Here is a 17,755-nt window from a genome sequence, read left to right as displayed (position 1 = left end):
CGGGCAAAAGCCAACTTGCGGTTAGAGTTCGTTGGGCAAGTCGCGCAGTTCGGCGTAGGTAAACACCGGCCCGTCGACACACACGTATTTCGTGCCGATGTTGCAGCGCCCGCAGATGCCGATACCGCACTTCATGCGCCGCTCCAGCGTGGTGTAGATCTGCTCATCGGCGAAGTGCAGCTTCTTCAGCGCCTCCACCGTGAACTTGATCATGATGGGCGGGCCGCACAGCACGGCCACGCTGTTCGCATTGGACGGGGCCAGGTCCAGCAGCACGTGGGGGATCAGCCCCGCGCGGTGCGGCCAGTCTTCCGGGGCCTGGTCCACGGTCAGCGTGGCCTGCATGTCGGTGCGCGCCAGCCATTCCTGCACGTCGTCGCGGAAGGCCATGTCACCGGGGGTACGCGCCCCGTACAGCAGCGTGATGTTGCCGTAGTCGGCGCGATTGTCCAGCATGTACAGCAGCAGGGTGCGCAGCGGGGCCATGCCGATGCCGCCGCCCACGAACACGATGTCCTTGCCGCGCATGTTCTCTAACGGAAACCAGTTGCCCAGCGGCGCGCGCACGCCCACCTTGTCGCCGGGCTTCAGCCCGTGCAGGGCGGCGGTCACCTCGCCCGCGCGCATGATGCTGAATTGCAGGTAGTCCATGCGGGTGGGCGGCGAGTTGATGACGAAGGTGGATTCGCCCACGCCGAACAGCGAAAGCTGGCCCACCTGGCCGGGATTGAAACGGAAGGCCTCCATGCGCGCCGGATCATCGATGCGCACGCGCAGGGTCTTGATGGCCGGGGTTTCCTGCACGGTTTCCAGCACGGTGGCCACGTCGGGCAGGTAGGGGTTGTCGGTGAACCCCGAGCCCAGGGTGGTGGCGTGCGCGCCCGCTTGCGGGGTGATGGCATCAGGCATTGGGGGTCTCCTCATTGGCTTCGGTGGCGCGCACCACCATCTCGCGGATGTCCACGGATACCGGGCAGCCGGTGATGCAACGACCGCAGCCGTTGCACGACACCACGCCCTCGTGCAGTTGCGGGTAGTACGAGAACTTGTGGCCCACGCGGTTGCGCAGGCGCAGGGCCTTGCCCATGCGCGGGTTGTGGCCGCTGGCCTCGCGGGTGAACAGCGAGGACATGCAGTTGTCCCAACTGCGCAGGCGTCTGCCGCGCATGCCGTCGCCGCCGTCGTTCTCGTCGGTGATGTTGAAGCAGTAGCAGGTGGGGCACAGGTAGGTGCACGCACCGCAGGACAGGCATTTGTCCGACATGTCGCGCCAGAAGCCGGTATCGGGAAAGCGTTCCAGCAGGCGCGCCGGGGTGGCGGACAGGTCCGGGGCCGGGCTTTGCGCCTCCAGCGCCGCATGGGTGGCCGCGTGCACGGCCTGGGCGGCATCCGCACGGGCGGTGTCGGCCTCGGGCAGGTTGGCCCGCTCCAGCACGGCGCCGCCGCGCTCGGTGACGGCCACGGCCACGAAGCCCGCGTCATTGCCCACGCCCACGGGCGTCAGCAGGATGTCCGAACCGGTGGTGTCCGCCGGGCCGCAGCCGGTCCAGTGACAGAAGCAGGTGGATCCGGCCTTGGTGCAGGCCAGGGTGACCACCACGGTAGCCTCACGCCGCGCCGCGTAGTACGGGTCGCGGTGGGGGCCGTTCAGGTAGACCCGGTCGAAGATGTGGAAGCCGCGCGCGTCGCACGGACGGGCACCGAAGATCAGCGCCGGTTCAATGTCCACGGTGGAATCCAGCCGCACGGTGGTGTGACCGGGGTCGTTGGGGTCCTTTTCGCGGATGAAGGCGAACAGCCGCTCGCTCTGCGGAAAGATGACGCCCTTGGGCGGCACCGTGGCGCGGGCCAGCAGCGGTTCCTCGCCTTCCGCGCGGGGGCGGAAGACCACGGCGTCACCTTCCCGGCGGGGCGCATACGTCACGCGGCCCCGCGCCATGTCGTCGAGGGCGCGGGCAAGTTCGCCGCGCGCGATGTATCGTGCGAAGCTCATCACAGCCCATGCTCCTTGATGTTCTTTTCTTCCACGGCAAAGGCCAGCAACGGCGGCACCGCATTCACGTCAACGCCGGCCCGGTAGTCGAACAGGGTGCGCACCGAACGGTTCATCCACTGTTTGAGGGACAGCACCGGGATATTCACCGGGCAGGCCCGCTGGCATTCGCCGCATTCGGTGCAGCGCCCGGCCAGATGCAGGGCGTGGATGACCTGGAACTGCAACTTCTCGCGCACGTTGCCTTCCTGGGTGGTCCAGTGCGGGTCGCGGCTTTCGGCAATGCAGTGGTCGCGGCACACGCACATGGGACACGCATTGCGGCAGGCGTAGCAGCGCAGGCAACGGTCCATCTGTGCGCGCCAGAAGCCGCGCCGCTGTTCCGGGGTCATGGCGTCCAGGGCTTCGAGACTGGGCGGCGCGTCGGGCGCGGGGCCAGCCGGGGCGGAGGCGTTGCCCTCCACCACGTCGCCCAAGAGGGGCACCGGGGTGTCGCAGGTGCGGCACTTTTCGGCCACCACGTCGGCCAGTTTCAGGCGAGCCGTGGCTTCACCTTCAAAGGACAGGCTGTCTCCGTCAACGCCCACCGAAGAAGGCGCCGCGTCTGCGCACATCGCGCCATCCGCGTTACCCGCGTCCAGCGTTTTCTGCACGCGGGTCATGTCCACCACGCCCTCGCAGGGCATGCCGAACACCCGCACGTTGTCGGGTTCCACCAGCTTTTCCTGCAACAGTTCGATGACCGAGCGGCTGTCGCAGCCCTTCACCACCACGCCCACCTTGCGATTCTTGAACTGCGGCAGGTAGGTGGCCAGGTTGTGCACGTTCAGCGGACCCCAGGTCAGCTTGTCCACGTCTTCCGGCTTGCGCATGAACAGCGGCGTGGCGTGCAGCGCGTCAAAGCCCTGCTGCCAGCCGATGACGCAATCCAGTTCCGGCAGCGCCGCGCGGATCTTGTCGCGCAGTTGCTCCAGCGATGCGGCCAGCGTTCCCGCAGCCGGGTACGACAAAGGACGCAGGGGGGCGCGCAACGCGTGCGGGGTGTCGCCCTTTTCCGCCAGCGGCAGGTACGGGGTGGCTTCCTCTATGCGCGGGGCATGCCCCAACTGATGCACCTTTTCGACGAAGTTGGAGACCACGTTCTTCCAGCGCTGCCCTTCCGACGCGGAAACCCAGGTGTACTGGAAACGGTCCGGGTCGATGCCGAGGGCGGGCAGGAAGTTCTTCAGCGTTTCAAGCCGGCGCCGGGCGTAGAAATTGCCCTGGCTGTAGTGACAGTCGCGCGGGTGGCAGCCGGAAACCAGCACCCCGTCCGCGCCGCCCAGCAGCGCCTTGACCACGAACATGGGATCCACGCGGCCCGAACAGGGCACGCGGATGATGCGCAGGTCCGTGGGCTGCGAGAATCGCCCGACCCCGGCGGTATCGGCACCGCCGTACGAACACCAGTTGCACAGGAACCCTACGACGCGGAGTTCCTTCCCCTTCAGGACAGGCATAATGCGTTGACCTCCGCGAGGATCTGGTTGTCGGTGAAGTGCTGCAACTGGATGGCCCCCTGCGGACAGGTGACCGTGCAGATACCGCAGCCCTGGCACACCGTTTCAATGACGCGGGCCTTCATTTCGCCGCGCAGTTCCATCCAGTCGATGGCCCCGTAGGGACAGGTGGTGATGCACTTGCCGCAGCCCACGCAACGGCGCACGTCCACCTGCGATATCTGCGGGTCGCTTTCCAGCCTGCCGCGCGAGAAAAGGCCCAGCACCTTGGCCGCCGCCGCGCTGCCCTGCCCCACCGAGGACGGGATGTCCTTGGGCCCCTGGCACGCACCGGCAAGGTAGACCCCCGCGGTATTGGTTTCCACCGGACGCAGCTTGCAATGGCTTTCCATGAAGAAGCCGTAGTTGTCGTACGAGATGCGCAGCTTTTCGGCCAGTTGCGGTGCCCCGTGCGAGGATTCCGCCCCCACGGCCAGCACCACGAGGTCGGCGGGCACCTCCACCTGTTCGCCAAGCAGCGTATCCACCCCGCGCACCAAGTAGGTGTCGCCCTGCGGGACAATCATGGACACGCGGCCGCGCACGTACTGCACGCCGTATTCCTCCATGGCCCGGCGGGTGAATTCCTCGTACATCTTCCCGTTGGCGCGGATGTCCATGTAGAACACGTAGCTGCGCGAATCGGGGATGTGATCCTTGGTCAGCACCGCCTGCTTGGCGGTGTACATGCAGCAGAAGCCGCTGCAATACGGGCGGTCCACCGAGCGGTCACGCGAGCCCACGCACTGGATGAACACCACGGTCTTCGGCTCTTTTCCGTCGGACGGGCGCTTGACGTGCCCGCCCGTGGGGCCGGATGCCGACAACAGCCGTTCGTACTGCAAGGAGGTGATCACGTCCGGGTAGCGCCCGCCGCCGTATTCCGCGTACTTGGTGTAGTCGAACAGGTCGTAGCCGGTGGCCGTGATGATGGCCCCCACGTCTTCGGTCACCACCTGATCTTCCATGTCGTAGCGGATGGCCCCGGTGGGGCACACCTTGGCGCACACGCCGCACTTGCCCTTGACGAACTGGCGGCAGGACGTGGGATCGATGATGGCCTTCTTGGGGATGGCCTGCGGGAACGGAATGTTGATGGAGGTGGTGACGCCCACGTGCTCGTTGAACGCATCGGGCGACTTCTTGCTGGGGCACTTTTCCATGCACAGGCCGCAGCCGGTACACAGTTCCCAATCCACGTAGGTAGCCTTGCGCCGCACGTCCACCTTGAAGTTGCCCACGTAGCCGCTGATCTTCTCTACCTCGGCATGGGCGTACAGGCGGATGTTGGGGTGCTGCGACACGTCCACCATCTTGGGGCCCAGGATGCAGCTGGAACAGTCCACGGTGGGGAAGGTCTTGTCCAGCTTGGCCATCTTGCCGCCGATGGTCGATTCGCGCTCCACCAGCACCACTTCGATGCCGCCGTCGGCACAGTCCAGCGCGGCCTGGATGCCCGCCACCCCGCCGCCGATGACCAGCACGCGCTTGGTCACGTCGAACGACTTGGGGTACAGCGGCGCGTTCAGGCGCAGCTTTTCCACGGCCATGCGGACCAGTTCCGCCGCCTTGTTGCTGTTGGCCTCGCGGTCCTTGCCGATCCACGAGACATGCTCGCGGATGTTGGCCATTTCGAACATGTAGCGGTTCAGCCCGGCCCGTTCCACCGTACGGCGGAAGGTGGGTTCGTGCATGCGCGGGGTGCACGAGGCAACCACCACGCCATCCAGCGCGTGTTCCTTGATGGCGTCCACGATGGCCGCCTGCCCCGGTTCGGAGCACGCGTACATGGTGTCGGAGGAAAAGACCACGTCGGGGTAAGCGCGGGCCACCTCGGCCACGCCGGGCACGTCCACGGTGCCACCGATGTTGCTGCCGCAGTGGCAGACGAAAACACCTATTCTCATGCCCTGCCCCCTTCATTCGCTGCGGCGGCCTGTTTGGCCTGGGCGGCCTTGGCTGCTGCCTGGGCGGCCGCCTTGGCGGCCTGCGCGGCCTCTTCGGCCTGCCGTGCCGCCACAACCTGCGCCGCGCGACGGAAGGCGATGGCCGGGTCAACGCACAGCTGTTCCAGCCCCAGTTCCGCATCCGGCACGCCCAGGGCGCGCCCCAGCAACTGGGTGAAGTAGAACACCGGCATGTCCACGGCATTGCCGCCGGGCCATTCCACCTGCGTCTGGCGCAGGTCCAGGTTCATCTGGCACAGCGGGCAGGCCACCACCACGGCGTGGGCACCGGCGTCGCGCGCCGCGCCCAGCAGCCGCCCGGAAAGCCGGGCCACTATGTCCCGCCGCGTGACCCCGTACGAGGCCCCGCAACATTCCACCTTGTAGGCAAAGGGCACCACCTCGGCGCCCAGCGCCGTAAGCAAGTCATCCATGGAGGTGGGGTTTTCCGGATCGTCGAAGCGCATGACATCCGCCGGGCGGGTCATGATGCAGCCGTAATAGGGGGCCACGCGCAACCCGGCGAGGGGCTGGCGCACCTTGGCGCGGATGGCGTCAAGGCCAACGCGGGTCACCAGCGTTTCCAGCACCGACTGGACGTCGGGCAGGGCCGCGAGTGCGTCGGCGGGCTGGTCCAGCAACCGCCCTACCTTGGCGCGAAAGCCGTCGTCGGCCATGCGGTGACGGGCAGTCTTGAGGTTGGAAAGACAGCTCGGACAGGGGGTGGCCACGGTGTCGCAACCCGCGCGGGCGGCGCCCACCAGGTTGCGGGCCGACAACGCGCCCGACAGGGCATGCTCCAGCGCGTGGGCCGGGGTGGAACCGCAGCAGCTCCAGTCCGGGATATCCGTCAGCTTCACGCCCAGCGCCGCGCAGGCGGCCCGGGTGGAGCGTTCGTACTCGCGCGAGGTGCCGAGCCCCGAACAGCCGGGGTAGTAGGCGAGATTCATCGCGTCCTTTCCTCCTCGTAGCGCTGGAAGATGCGGGCGATCTCGTCCCGGCCCCTGATGTCGTGCGGCATGGGGGAAAGTTTGCCCTTGGGCGCGATGCGCGGCAGAAGATCGATGTCGGTCCACACCCTGCCGGTGCGGGCCACATAGTTGGCCACCACGCCCAGTTCGTAGACCCGGCCATGCTTGCGCACGGAGGCAAGGAAGGCGTCCCAGAAGGTGGTCACGCCCTTCTCGGCCACCCGGCCCTCGCGCCGGGCGATGTGGCGCAGGACGTCCATCACCCGTGCCACGTCGATGTTGTTGGGACAGCGGGTGGTGCAGCTGGAGCAGGACAGGCACAGCCAGATGGATCGGCTGTTCAGCACCTTGTCCTTCCGGCCCGCCTGCAGGTTGCGCATGATCTGGCTGACCTGGATGTCGTAGGCGAACCCGCACGGACACCCCGCCGTACAGTTGCCGCACTGGTAACAGTGCGTAAGATTCTGCCCGCTCTCCTCCATGACCGCATGGATGAAGTCGTCGTCGCGGACAGATTCAAGGTTGGTCACGTCCATGTCGTTTCCCGGCACGTTGCGGTTGCGCGCTCGCGGATGCCGCCGCGGGAAGGGGGAAGGAACTCTCCTTTCCCGCGGCGGTCGAAAGCGCAAGTGGGGATAGTGTCACAAAACCGGTCGGGGCCGATCTGGTCCGCTCCATGATAAGGAAGGGACCGGCGTGGGGGGCCTTTTGTGCGCCCGCGCGGAAATGATGGTGCATCTGCCGCGCGGGCTGGTCGCAGGTGGGGTTGCCCGCCGTCACCCTGAAAAGGACCACGCCCGGCTTTGTCTGTACCCCTTACATGGCCGCTTCGTAAATGGCCGCGACATCAGCATCGGTAGGACAACGCGGATTGGTCAGACCGCAGGCATCCTTCTGGGCGTTCTTGGTCATGATGGCGATGTCCTTGGGCTTCACGTCCTTGCCGTAACGCTTGCCAAGGGCCACGAGGCCGGCAGGAATGCCCACGTCCGCCGACAGGCGCTTGATGGCGCAGATGGCCTTTTCCGCCGCGTCGCGCACCGAAAGGCCGCTGATGTTCTCGCCCAGCAGTTCGGCGATGCGGGCAAAGCGGTCCAGCTTGGCGATGAGGTTGAACTGCGAGACGTACGGCAGCAGGATGGCGTTGCATTCGCCGTGCGGCAGGTCGTAGAAGCCGCCAAGCTGGTGGGCCATGGCGTGCACGTGGCCGAGGCTGGCGTTGTTGAAGGCCATGCCCGCCAGGTACTGGGCGAAGCACATGCGCTCGCGGGCCTCGATGTCGCGCCCGTTGGCCACGGCGCGGCGCAGGAAGGTGGCGATGAGCGTGATGGCCTGCTCGGCACAGGCGTCGGTCATGGGGGTGGCGATGGTGGAAACGTAGGCTTCCACGGCGTGGGTCAGGGCGTCCATGCCAGTGGCGGCGGTCAGCGCCGGGGGCATGCCCATCATCAGCAGCGGGTCGTCCAGGGCGATGCTGGGGGTCACGCGCCAGTCCACGATGGCCATCTTCACCTTGCGGCTGGTGTCGGTGATGATGCAGAAACGGGTCATTTCGGACGCGGTGCCCGCTGTGGTGTTCACGGCCACGTAAGGCGGCATGGGCTTGGACGACTTGTCCACGCCCTCGAAGTCATGAATCTTGCCGCCGTTGGCGATGACAAGGCCGATGCCCTTGCCGCAGTCGTGCGAGCTGCCGCCGCCAAGGGTGATCAGGCTGTCGCACTTGTTCTTCTTGTAGACTTCAACGCCCTTGTGGACGTTGTCGTCGGTGGGGTTGGGGATGGTTTCGTCGTACACGCTGTAGGCCATCTTGGCGGCGTCCAGCAGGTCGGTGATCTGCTTCAGGATGCCCGCCTTGACGATGCCCATGTCGGTGACGATGAGCGGCTTGGATCCGCCGAGCGCCTTGATCTTTTCGGGGATGGCCTTGGAGGCGCCGATGCCGATCAGGGTAACGCTGGGAATGAAGAACCCGTAAACCTGTTCCTGAACTGCCATGTCTGCCTACCTCGCTGAGTTGGGGTTAGCGACGTCATCGCGGGTTCCGTAAACCCCGCGAACACTCCTGCCCCCACTAGAGCAAGGATGGGGCCAAAGTCTCTTTTCCTTGTATTCCGTTATACTGCGTTATTTCACCCCCGCACGGGTGGCGCCAACTGGCCCGGCCTCGCGCAGCCACGCCCGTCCGCCGGGCACGGTATGTCCTCTTTTCGTGCCTGCAGGGTTCCGCAAGGCAAGGCAGGGCGCGGGCTGGAAGGCCGGGGGACAGAATGGCCCACTTGGGGGAGCAGATTGGGTCGAAACGACACATGTGCCTAAAAAAGCATAATAAGCACGCCAGGCAGGCAAATCGTGATTGTTTTCACGAAACCCTCTCGATTTTTCACGGTCACGAGTGTATCGGAATGCGTGTTCCTGTTACAAACGACACATGCGCGGCTTTGCTTGCGCGGCGCGGACAAGCGCTGATAGGCGGGGCAAGCTCAACCAGATATCCAACGGCAGGCAAACACCGGAGGCAGCCATGGCAGGCAGGCAACAGGTGTACAGTGTATGCGGCATGTGCAGCGTGCGCTGTCCCATCGTGGTCGAGGTGGAGGACGGCAAGGCCGTTCGCATCGAGGGCAACCCCAAGTCGCCCCTCAAGGGGTCGCTGTGTGCGCGCGGCGCGGCGGGCATCGCCCTTGAAATGGATACGGAACGTCCGCAGCGCCCGCTGATCCGCGTGGGTGAACGCGGCGAAGGCAAGTGGCGCGAAGCCTCGTGGGACGAGGCGCTGGACTACGTGGCCGAAAAGCTGAAGGACATCACCGCCGCCCACGGCGGGCGCAGCGTGCTGTTTTCCGACCGGGGCGGCCCCTTCGTGGACCTGCACCAGGCCTTCATGCGCGGTCTGGGTTCGCCCAACTACTGCAACCACGACAGCGCCTGCGCGCGCAACGTGCAGCACGCCGCAAAATCGGTGATGGGCATCGGTCGCAAGGAAGTGGTCTACGACTACCGCAACTGCAAGCACCTGGTCTTGCAGACCCGCAACATCCTTGAAGCCATCAACGTGGCCGAGGCCAACGCGGTGCTCGACGGCCTGGAAAAGGGCTGCAAGCTCAGCGTGGTGGACATCCGCGCCACCTACACCGCAGGCAAGGCCGACAATTTCTACATGGTGCGCCCCGGCAGCGACCTGGCCTTCAACCTGGCCGTCATCCACGTGCTGCTCAACGAAGGGCTGTACAACAAGCCCTACGTCGAAGCGCACGTGCAGGACCTGGACGCGCTGGCCGAGCATGTGGCCACCTGCACCCCGCAGTGGGCCGAGGGCGAAACCGGCGTGCCCGCCGCCGCCATCACCGCGCTGGCCCGCCAGTTGGCCGAGGCCGCGCCCAATGTCATCTGGCACCCCGGCTGGATGGTGGCGCGCTACGACGATTCGTTCCACGTCTGTCGCACCGCGTACATCATCAACGCCCTGCTCGGCTCCATCGGGGCCAAGGGTGGCCTGCCCATCGCCAACAAGCCCGGCGACGTGGGTCGCAAGGGCCTGAAGAAGCTGGTGGACCTGTACCCCGCCCCCGAAGAGAAGCGCGCCGACGGCGTGGGCTGGCGGCACACCCAGTTCGACGGCGGCCCCGGCCTGATCAACCTGGCCTACGACGCCATCGCCACCGGCGACCCGTACCCGGTCAAGGCGTACATCTGCTACCGGCACGACCCGCTGATGGCCATGCCCGACGCGGACGCCATGAAGCGCAAGTGGGAAGGGCTGGACCTGCTGGTCAGCGTGACCTTCTCGTGGTCGGACACGGCGTGGCATTCCGACGTGGTGCTGCCCCTGTCCACCTACCTTTCGCGCGAGAGCATCATCGCCTCCAAGGGCGGGCTGAAGCCGCAGTTCTTCGTGCGCAAGCGGGCCATGCAGCCCACGCTGGATACCAGGGCCGACTGGGAAATCCTGTGCGGTCTCGCCAAACGGCTGGGCATGGACAAGCTGGCCTTCGAACGCATCGAGGACATCTGGGACTACCAGTTGCAGCCCACGGGCGTGACCATGGCGGACTTCGACGCCAAGGGCTTCGTGGAACTGTGCGACGCGCCCAAGTACCGCGAGGACGCGGAACTGAAGTTTGGCACCGGCTCGGGCAAGCTGGAAATGATCAGCCCCAAGTGGACCAAGGCCGGCGAACCCAGCCTGCGCCCCTACGCCGCGCCGCCCGCACCGCCGCAGGGCATGTTCCGCATCGCCTTCGGGCGCACGGCGCTGCACACCCAGGGCCACACCGTGAACAACCCGCTGCTGGCCGAGCAGATGGCCACCAACGTGGCGTGGATCAACACCGCACGGGCCGCCGAACTGGGCATAGCCGACGGCGAACTGCTGGAAGTGCTGGACGCGCACGGCACCGCCGCCGGGCGCATCCGCGCCTTCGTCACCGACTTCGTGCACCCCGAGGCACTGTTCATGGTGCACGGCTTCGGCCACCGGCTGCCGGTGGAATCGCGGGCGCGGGGCAAGGGCGTGGCCGACCAGGAACTGATGCCCGGCGGGCTTGAACGCTACGACCGGGCCGGGGGCGGCATCTCCATGCAGGAACACTTCGTTGCCGTGCGCAAGGCCGCGGCCAGGGCATAGGGGACAGCACATGAGCACCTACTGCATCGTCACCGACGAACGCCGCTGCATCAGCTGCAAGGCGTGCGAAGTCCATTGCAAGGTCAAGAACGCCATGCCCGTGGGCATCAAGCTGGGCGAGCACTTCACCGAAGGCCCCGTGCCCTCGGCCAGCGGCGCGCCTCTTTACCGCACCCTGTACATGCCCTGCTTCCACTGCGAGGAGCCGGAATGCGTGGACGTCTGTCCCACCGGGGCCATGACCAAGCGCGAGGCCGACGGCATCGTGTACGTGGAGGCCGATGACTGCATCGGCTGCGGCGCCTGCCTGGAAGCCTGCCCCTGGCACATCCCCCAGTGGAACGAGGACGGCGACAAGGCCGTGAAGTGCGACCTGTGCATGGACCGCATCGACGCCGGGCTGAAGCCCGCCTGCGTCACCGGTTGCACCACCCATGCGCTTGCACTGGTGGGTCAGGACGACCCCCGCTACGAAGAACAGCGCAAGCGCGCGCCGCAGCGAGCCCTGGCGGAACGCTAGCCGATTCCGACGGCAGCCACGGCGTGGTCAATGCCACGCCGTGGCGTCGGCAAAGGGGGGGGGGAAGCCTGTCTTCCTCCCTTTTTTTGCGTCCCCGCTCCCGCTGGGGCCGCAACGGGCATTCTCATCATGAGAAATGGATGATAGCGTCCACTCCTGCCGCGCAAGTACGGCCAGTGAAGGGAGGCACTTTCATGCTCGCAGACATTCAGGCTCAGGTGCAACGCTATGCCGAGGTCATCTCGCAGGTGACCGGTATCGACGTCGAGGTGGTTGACGACAGGCTGATACGCATCGCCGGAACCGGCATGTACGAAAAGGGCGTGGGGCACAGCCTGCGCAGCGCGGGCGAGGTGTACCGCACCGCCATGCGCACCCGGCGCACCGTGTTCATGGAAACCCCGCGAGAACACGAAATATGCAGTCAGTGCCCCAACCGCGCCGATTGCCGTGAAAAACTTTCGGTCAGCACACCCATCGCCGACGGCGAACACTTGTACGGCGTCATCGGCCTGGTCTGCTTCAAGGACGATGAACGCGAACGGGTGCTGGCCCGCAAGGACACCTTCATCCATTTCATCGGGCTGCTGGCCCAGGCTCTGGCGGGCAAACTGCACGACAAGCGCAGGCTGGAGGGGGCCACGGAATTCCTGGACCTGATGCTCCAGATCGTGGACGTGAACAACCGGGGCATCCTGGTGCGCAACGCCGAAGGGGGCTTTACCTACGCCAACGGATTTGCCCGCAGCCTGCTGGGCCTTGGCGAACAGGACACCGCACCCGCCACGCTGGAAGTTTTGCCCACGGGCGACAGTTTCTCGGACATGGACGAGTTCGTGCTGCGCTGCAACGGCAGACAGGTGGATGCCGTGGGACATCTGCGCGGGCTGCATTCGCGCAACCCGGACTTTGCCTCGGTGCTGGCCTTTGAATCGCTGGATGACGCCAAACGGAGAGTGCACAGCCTGGCCGAAAGCGGAGGCGGCGGCGGGCTGGACGCCATCGTGGGCGAATCCGCCAAACTGAAGGCCCTGAAGGCGCAGGTGCAGCGCATCGCCACGTCCACATCCACCGTATTGATCACCGGAGAATCCGGAACGGGCAAGGAACTGTTCGCGCGGGCCGTTCATGCCGAAAGCCCCCGCCGCGACGGGCCGTTCGTGGCGCTGAACTGCGGCGCCATACCCGACACGCTTCTGGAAAGCGAACTGTTCGGTTACGTGGGCGGGGCCTTTACCGGAGCATCCCGCAAGGGCCACATCGGCAAGTTCGAACTGGCCCACGGCGGCGTCATATTTCTGGACGAAATAGGAAGCATGCCGCTGTACTTGCAGGTAAAACTGCTCCGTGTATTGCAAGAGCGCGCCCTGACCCGCCTCGGCTCCAGCCGCGCGGTCAGCGTGGACATCCGCGTCATCGCCGCCACCAACGACGACCTGGAAACCATGGTGGCCCAGAACATGTTCCGCGAAGACCTCTACTACCGGCTCAACGTCATCCCCCTGCGCGTACCGCCGCTACGCGACAGGCCCGGCGACATCCGCCCGTTGGTGGACCGTTTTCTGGACACCTACTGCGCCCGCTTCGGCAAGACGCGCCCGACGCACGTTCCCGATCGCGTGCTGGAACTGCTGAACGCCCACCATTGGCCCGGCAACGTCCGTGAACTGGAAAACGTGGTGGAATACATGGTCAACATGATGCCGGGCAACGGGCGGCTGGGTCCCATGCACCTGCCCCCTGCCCTGCTTTCCCCCCGCAACACCGCACGTGCCCACATGGACCGCTCCTGCGCGGCGGAACCCGACGCGCATCCCCACCCTGCGACAGGCCACACCATGCCCCACGTCGCGACCGCCTGCCCGCCTCCAGGCCAGGAGGACAGCACGATGCAAGGCGCGGCAAGGATCATGGATGGCTCAATGCCAATCATGACGTTGCAGGAACTGGAGCGCCGGACCATAGAGGCCGCGCTGGCCCGCTACGGCGTCGACACACTGGGCAAACGCCAGGCCGCCGCGGCGCTGGGCATCAGCGTGGCCACCCTGTACCGCAAGCTCAAGGAAGCCGGGGACTGATACGGCCTGGCTACTTCTCTCGCCAACACCATGCTGATCGCACCGCCATTCTCATATTGCGAATTTTCTCATTCCGAGAACACTCCCCCTTCCTGCGCCACGCTCGCCACGCACATACAACATACTGCTTTTACATGCTTTCACTTTGCGCCGCAGCATTGGCGCGCCGTTTGCTTTTCCGTGTGGGACCAAACACCCCACAAACAAGGAGACGCAACGACGTGACCGGCATCAAGGTTCTTCACAATTCCCGGTTGCGAACCGCCAATGCGGGAGCCGATCTGTCGGCCCTCTCGCAAGGCGAGGCGCAACGTGCCCTCCGCTTTCACCGCACCTTCCCGGAATACGCCCCCACCCCCCTGCATACGTTGCCGGGGCTGGCCCGCGACCTTGGCGTGGGCCAGGTTTTCGTCAAGGACGAATCGCACCGTTTCGGCCTCAATGCCTTCAAGGTACTGGGCGGGGCTTATGCCATCGGTCGCTACCTGGCCAAGGCCCTTGGGCGCGACATCGATGACATCAGCCGCGACATGTTGTGCTCCGATGCCGTGCGCCGCCAACTGGGCGAACTTACCTTCGCCACCACCACCGACGGCAACCACGGGCGCGGCGTGGCCTGGACGGCCCAGCAACTGGGGCAGAAGGCCGTGGTGTACATGCCCAAGGGTTCGGCCCGCGAACGCGTGGACAACATCCTTGCCCACGGCGCCGCCTGCACCGTCACCGACCTCAACTACGACGACGCCGTGGCCATGACCTGGCAAAAGGCACGCGCCAACGGCTGGATCATGGTGCAGGACACGGCGTGGGAGGGATACGAGGACATCCCCACCTGGATCATGCAGGGCTACATGACCCTGGCCCTTGAGGCGCTGGAGCAGATGCGCGCACTCGGCACGGAACGCCCCAGCCATGTCCTGCTGCAAGCGGGCGTAGGGTCGTTCGCCGGGGCCGTGCTGGGCTATCTGGCTTCCGTGTTGGGAGCGGACATGCCGCGCTTCGTCATCGTCGAACCGCACAACGCCAACTGCATCTATACGTCCGCCCGCATCGGCGACGGCGCTCCGCATACCGTTACCGGCGACCTGGATACCCTGATGGCCGGGCTGGCCTGCGGCGCGCCCAACACGGTGAGCTGGGGGCTGCTGCGCGACTACGCGCACAGTTACATGTCCTGCCCGGACTACGTGGCAGCCAACGGCATGCGCATGCTTGGTGCGCCATTGAGTGGTGATCCCCGCATCATTTCGGGCGAGTCGGGCGCAGTGACCACGGGGGCGCTCCAGTGGATCATGCAACACCCCGACGGGGCCGCCACGCGCGAGGCCCTGCAACTTGACGACGCATCCCGCGTGCTGTGCGTAAGCACCGAGGGCGACACCTCGCCCGCAACCTATCGCAACGTGGTGTGGTTCGGACAGAACCCCGACGGAGACCGCCCATGCTGAACGACCAACGCAGGAACGAGGTCAACGAACTCTGCCGCTCCCTGATACGCCAGCCCAGCTATTCCGGACAGGAAGGCGACGTGGCGCGCGTGCTGGGCAGCTTCATGCGTACGCGCGGGTACGACGAGGTGACCGTGGACCGGTACGGCAGCATCGTGGGTTGCATCCGGGGCAAGCGCCCCGGCCCCGTGGTGCTCATGGACGGCCACATCGACACGGTGCCCGTGCCCGACCCCACGGCATGGACGCATGATCCCTTCGGCGGCGAGCTTGCCGACGGGCGCATACACGGACGCGGCGCGTCTGACATGAAGGGCGCGGTGGCAGCCATGGCCTGTGCAGCGGCAAATCTTGCGCAGGACACCGACCGCAACTTCGCGGGCACGCTGTGCGTGGCCGGGGTGGTGCACGAAGAATGCTTCGAGGGTATCGCCGCCCGCGAGATCAGCGCCAACTTCAGGCCGGACGTGGTCATCATCGGAGAGGCGTCGGAACTCAACCTCAAGATCGGCCAGCGCGGCCGGGCGGAAATAGTGCTGGAAACCTTCGGCGTGCCCGCCCACTCCGCCAACCCGGACAAGGGTGTCAACGCCGTGCATCTGATGCGCGCCCTGCTGGCCGAAACGGAATCCATCACCGCACCCGAGCACCCCGTGCTGGGCAAGGGCGTGGCGGTGCTGACCGACATCATTTCCACCCCCTACCCCGGGGCATCGGTAGTGCCCAGCCACTGCCGCGCCACCTACGACCGACGTCTGCTGACGGGCGAAAAGCCCGATGCCGTGCTGGCCCCCTACCGTGATGCCGTGCGGCGGCTGGAAGCCTCCGTGCCGTCGTTCAAGGGGCGTGCCGAATACGCGCGCGGCGCCGAGTCCTGCCATACCGGCGCGACCATCGAAGGCGAACGCTTCTTCCCCGGCTGGCTCTTCGACGAAAGCGAAGACTTCGTGCAACGCGCCCTGGCCGCCCTGCGCGGCGCGGGCCTTGCCCCCGCCATCTCGCATTACTCGTTCTGCACCAACGGCAGCCACTACGCCGGGGAAGCGGGCATCCGCACCCTGGGCTTTGGCCCCTCGCGCGAGGATCTCGCCCACACCATCGACGAATACATCGAGGAATCCCAGCTCCATGCGGCCACCGCCGGGTACGCCGCCATCTGCAACGCTCTGCTCGAGGGGTAACGACATGAATCCGACATTCTACATCGTTCTCGCGTACATGGCGGCCATGATCGGGATTGCCCTGTATGTCTCGTCGCGCAAGGTCAAGAGTTCCGAGGACTTTCACCTGGCGGGACGTTCGCTGGGTCCCCTGATGATGGCTGGCACGCTGGCCGCTGCGGAAATCGGCGGCGGCAGCACCATCGGCGTGGCATCCAAGGCGTACGGCGAATGGGGGCTTTCCGCCGGGTGGTACGTGGTCTGCGCGGGCATCGGCATCTTTCTGGTGTCGTTCGTGGCCCCGTTCCTGCGGCGCTCCATGGCCACCACGGTTCCCGAAATCCTGGCCCGGCGCTACGGCAAGCCCTCGCACATGATCGCCACCTTCCTGTCGCTGTGCACCCTGTTCGTGGCTACGGCAGCACAAATCAAGGCCACCAGCAGCATCATCGAAACCATCTCCGGCGGCGACTTCACCACCGTGACCATCATGGTGGCCATTGTCGTCACGCTGTACACCATGCTGGGCGGCCTTGTGTCCGTCGCCTTTACCGACATCGTGCACATCCTGTTCATTACGGTGGGCATGGCCATCGCCATGCCCATCATTCTGAACGGCGCGGGCGGCTGGGATGCCGTTTCCGCCGCCGTCGTGGCCCAGAACCCGACGCAAATGAGCATGACCAAGGTTGGTTGGAAGACCATCATCGGCCTCATCCTCATGTACTTCATGACCTTCTCCACCGGGCAGGAAGCCGTGCAGCGCTACTTTGCCGCACGCGACATCAAGACCGCCCGCCTCGGTTCCTTCCTGTGCTCCATGCTGATGGCCTGCTACGGGTTCATCCCGGCAATCATCGGGCTGTGCGCCCTGGCGCATTTTCCGGACATCAAGCCCAGCCAGGCCATGCCCATGGCAGCCATGCACTTTGCGCCGCTGCTCATAGCAGGCCTGGTCATGGCCTCCGTGGTGGCGGCCACCATGTCCAGCGCATCCGGCAACCTCATCGCCTCATGCACGCTGTTCACCAAAGACGTCTACCAGAAGTACATCAACGAGCAGGCCAGCGACCGCACCATACTCATGCTGAGCAAGGCGGTGGTCATGGTCATGGGCATGGCGTGCCTGGTCATCGCACTCAACCCGGCCATCGGCATCATCGACCTGCTGGTCTTCGGCTTCACCATGCGTTCTGCGGGGCCCTTCGCCGCATTCCTGTTCGGGTTCATCTACAAGAACGCCACGCGCAACGGCGGCCTTGCCGCCATCATCATGGGCTCGGCGGCAGCCGGGGTCTGGCAGTACCTGAAGGAGCCCTACGGCATCATGTCGCTGGTGGTGGGTTCGCTGGTCAGCACCGTGTTCTTCTTCCTGGTCTCCAAGATCGAACGCAGCCTCGGCGTACCCGCAGCTCCGCCCGCCATCACCGATGAACACATCGAGCTGAACCGGCTTTCCGAAATAAGGAGATAG

13 protein-coding genes are annotated in these 17,755 nt (G+C 65.7%); 6 read left to right on the top strand and 7 right to left on the bottom strand.

The features are described from left to right. Positions 1 to 21 precede the first annotated feature (21 nt). From ABWO17_RS05270 to ABWO17_RS05240, 7 genes are all read right to left on the bottom strand, one after another. Positions 22 to 909, bottom strand: coding sequence for an FAD/NAD(P)-binding protein (locus tag ABWO17_RS05270; protein ID WP_353116520.1), 888 nt, complete (start codon positions 907 to 909; stop codon positions 22 to 24). Continuing rightward, complete coding sequence (locus ABWO17_RS05265) at positions 902 to 1,993, bottom strand: 4Fe-4S dicluster domain-containing protein (protein WP_353116519.1); 1,092 nt, start codon at positions 1,991 to 1,993, stop codon at positions 902 to 904. Before ABWO17_RS05265 ends, ABWO17_RS05270 begins: the two co-directional genes overlap by 8 nt. Continuing rightward, complete coding sequence (locus ABWO17_RS05260) at positions 1,993 to 3,492, bottom strand: hydrogenase iron-sulfur subunit (protein WP_353116518.1); 1,500 nt, start codon at positions 3,490 to 3,492, stop codon at positions 1,993 to 1,995. The genes ABWO17_RS05265 and ABWO17_RS05260 overlap by 1 nt, the downstream gene beginning before the upstream one ends. After that, positions 3,480 to 5,438, bottom strand: a complete 1,959-nt coding sequence (locus ABWO17_RS05255; protein WP_353116517.1) for a 4Fe-4S binding protein — start codon at positions 5,436 to 5,438, stop codon at positions 3,480 to 3,482. The genes ABWO17_RS05260 and ABWO17_RS05255 overlap by 13 nt, the downstream gene beginning before the upstream one ends. Beyond that, on the bottom strand, positions 5,435 to 6,427 hold the full coding sequence (locus tag ABWO17_RS05250) for a CoB--CoM heterodisulfide reductase iron-sulfur subunit B family protein (protein WP_353116516.1): 993 nt from the start codon (positions 6,425 to 6,427) through the stop codon (positions 5,435 to 5,437). Before ABWO17_RS05250 ends, ABWO17_RS05255 begins: the two co-directional genes overlap by 4 nt. Further along, positions 6,424 to 6,984 (bottom strand): 4Fe-4S dicluster domain-containing protein, encoded by a 561-nt coding sequence (locus ABWO17_RS05245; RefSeq protein ID WP_353116515.1) that lies wholly within the window; start codon positions 6,982 to 6,984, stop codon positions 6,424 to 6,426. The genes ABWO17_RS05250 and ABWO17_RS05245 overlap by 4 nt, the downstream gene beginning before the upstream one ends. A 280-nt stretch (positions 6,985 to 7,264) precedes the next feature. Then, on the bottom strand, positions 7,265 to 8,446 hold the full coding sequence (locus ABWO17_RS05240) for an iron-containing alcohol dehydrogenase (protein ID WP_353116514.1): 1,182 nt from the start codon (positions 8,444 to 8,446) through the stop codon (positions 7,265 to 7,267). Between the two features lie 526 nt (positions 8,447 to 8,972). On the opposite strand from ABWO17_RS05240, the gene ABWO17_RS05235 reads away from it, so the two are divergent. The 6 genes from ABWO17_RS05235 to ABWO17_RS05210 all read left to right on the top strand — a co-directional run bounded on the left by ABWO17_RS05235 (position 8,973) and on the right by ABWO17_RS05210 (position 17,755). After that, on the top strand, positions 8,973 to 11,075 hold the full coding sequence (locus tag ABWO17_RS05235; protein ID WP_353116513.1) for a molybdopterin-dependent oxidoreductase: 2,103 nt from the start codon (positions 8,973 to 8,975) through the stop codon (positions 11,073 to 11,075). 10 nt (positions 11,076 to 11,085) lie between these two features. Further along, the gene (locus ABWO17_RS05230) at positions 11,086 to 11,595 is read left to right on the top strand and encodes a 4Fe-4S dicluster domain-containing protein (protein ID WP_353116512.1); all 510 of its coding nucleotides are present in this window, start codon (positions 11,086 to 11,088) and stop codon (positions 11,593 to 11,595) included. 194 nt (positions 11,596 to 11,789) lie between these two features. Beyond that, positions 11,790 to 13,673, top strand: coding sequence for a sigma-54 interaction domain-containing protein (locus tag ABWO17_RS05225; protein ID WP_353116511.1), 1,884 nt, complete (start codon positions 11,790 to 11,792; stop codon positions 13,671 to 13,673). A gap of 221 nt (positions 13,674 to 13,894) precedes the next feature. Continuing rightward, a complete protein-coding gene (dpaL, locus tag ABWO17_RS05220) occupies positions 13,895 to 15,121 on the top strand; it encodes a diaminopropionate ammonia-lyase (RefSeq protein ID WP_353116510.1) in 1,227 nt (408 codons plus the stop codon). After that, complete coding sequence (locus ABWO17_RS05215) at positions 15,115 to 16,302, top strand: YgeY family selenium metabolism-linked hydrolase (protein ID WP_353116509.1); 1,188 nt, start codon at positions 15,115 to 15,117, stop codon at positions 16,300 to 16,302. The genes dpaL and ABWO17_RS05215 overlap by 7 nt, the downstream gene beginning before the upstream one ends. 4 nt (positions 16,303 to 16,306) lie before the next feature. Then, positions 16,307 to 17,755 carry a sodium:solute symporter family protein gene (locus ABWO17_RS05210; RefSeq protein ID WP_353116508.1) on the top strand — a complete coding sequence of 483 codons (1,449 nt, stop codon included), beginning with the start codon at positions 16,307 to 16,309 and terminating at the stop codon, positions 17,753 to 17,755.

The sequence above is a fragment of the Nitratidesulfovibrio sp. genome (assembly GCF_040373385.1).
Taxonomy (GTDB): domain Bacteria; phylum Desulfobacterota; class Desulfovibrionia; order Desulfovibrionales; family Desulfovibrionaceae; genus Cupidesulfovibrio.
The sequence above is the reverse complement of the archived record's forward strand: the minus strand, read 5'-3'. Positions and strand labels throughout refer to the sequence as shown.

Excerpts from the sequence above, each read along its gene's own strand:
- ABWO17_RS05270 (WP_353116520.1), bottom strand. The coding sequence starts at position 909 with ATGCCTGATGCCATCACCCCGCAAGCGGGCGCGCACGCCACCACCCTG.
- ABWO17_RS05265 (WP_353116519.1), bottom strand. The coding sequence starts at position 1,993 with ATGAGCTTCGCACGATACATCGCGCGCGGCGAACTTGCCCGCGCCCTC.
- ABWO17_RS05260 (WP_353116518.1), bottom strand. The coding sequence starts at position 3,492 with ATGCCTGTCCTGAAGGGGAAGGAACTCCGCGTCGTAGGGTTCCTGTGC.
- ABWO17_RS05255 (WP_353116517.1), bottom strand. The coding sequence starts at position 5,438 with ATGAGAATAGGTGTTTTCGTCTGCCACTGCGGCAGCAACATCGGTGGC.
- ABWO17_RS05250 (WP_353116516.1), bottom strand. The coding sequence starts at position 6,427 with ATGAATCTCGCCTACTACCCCGGCTGTTCGGGGCTCGGCACCTCGCGC.
- ABWO17_RS05245 (WP_353116515.1), bottom strand. The coding sequence starts at position 6,984 with ATGGACGTGACCAACCTTGAATCTGTCCGCGACGACGACTTCATCCAT.
- ABWO17_RS05240 (WP_353116514.1), bottom strand. The coding sequence starts at position 8,446 with ATGGCAGTTCAGGAACAGGTTTACGGGTTCTTCATTCCCAGCGTTACC.
- ABWO17_RS05235 (WP_353116513.1), top strand. The coding sequence starts at position 8,973 with ATGGCAGGCAGGCAACAGGTGTACAGTGTATGCGGCATGTGCAGCGTG.
- ABWO17_RS05230 (WP_353116512.1), top strand. The coding sequence starts at position 11,086 with ATGAGCACCTACTGCATCGTCACCGACGAACGCCGCTGCATCAGCTGC.
- ABWO17_RS05225 (WP_353116511.1), top strand. The coding sequence starts at position 11,790 with ATGCTCGCAGACATTCAGGCTCAGGTGCAACGCTATGCCGAGGTCATC.
- ABWO17_RS05215 (WP_353116509.1), top strand. The coding sequence starts at position 15,115 with ATGCTGAACGACCAACGCAGGAACGAGGTCAACGAACTCTGCCGCTCC.
- ABWO17_RS05210 (WP_353116508.1), top strand. The coding sequence starts at position 16,307 with ATGAATCCGACATTCTACATCGTTCTCGCGTACATGGCGGCCATGATC.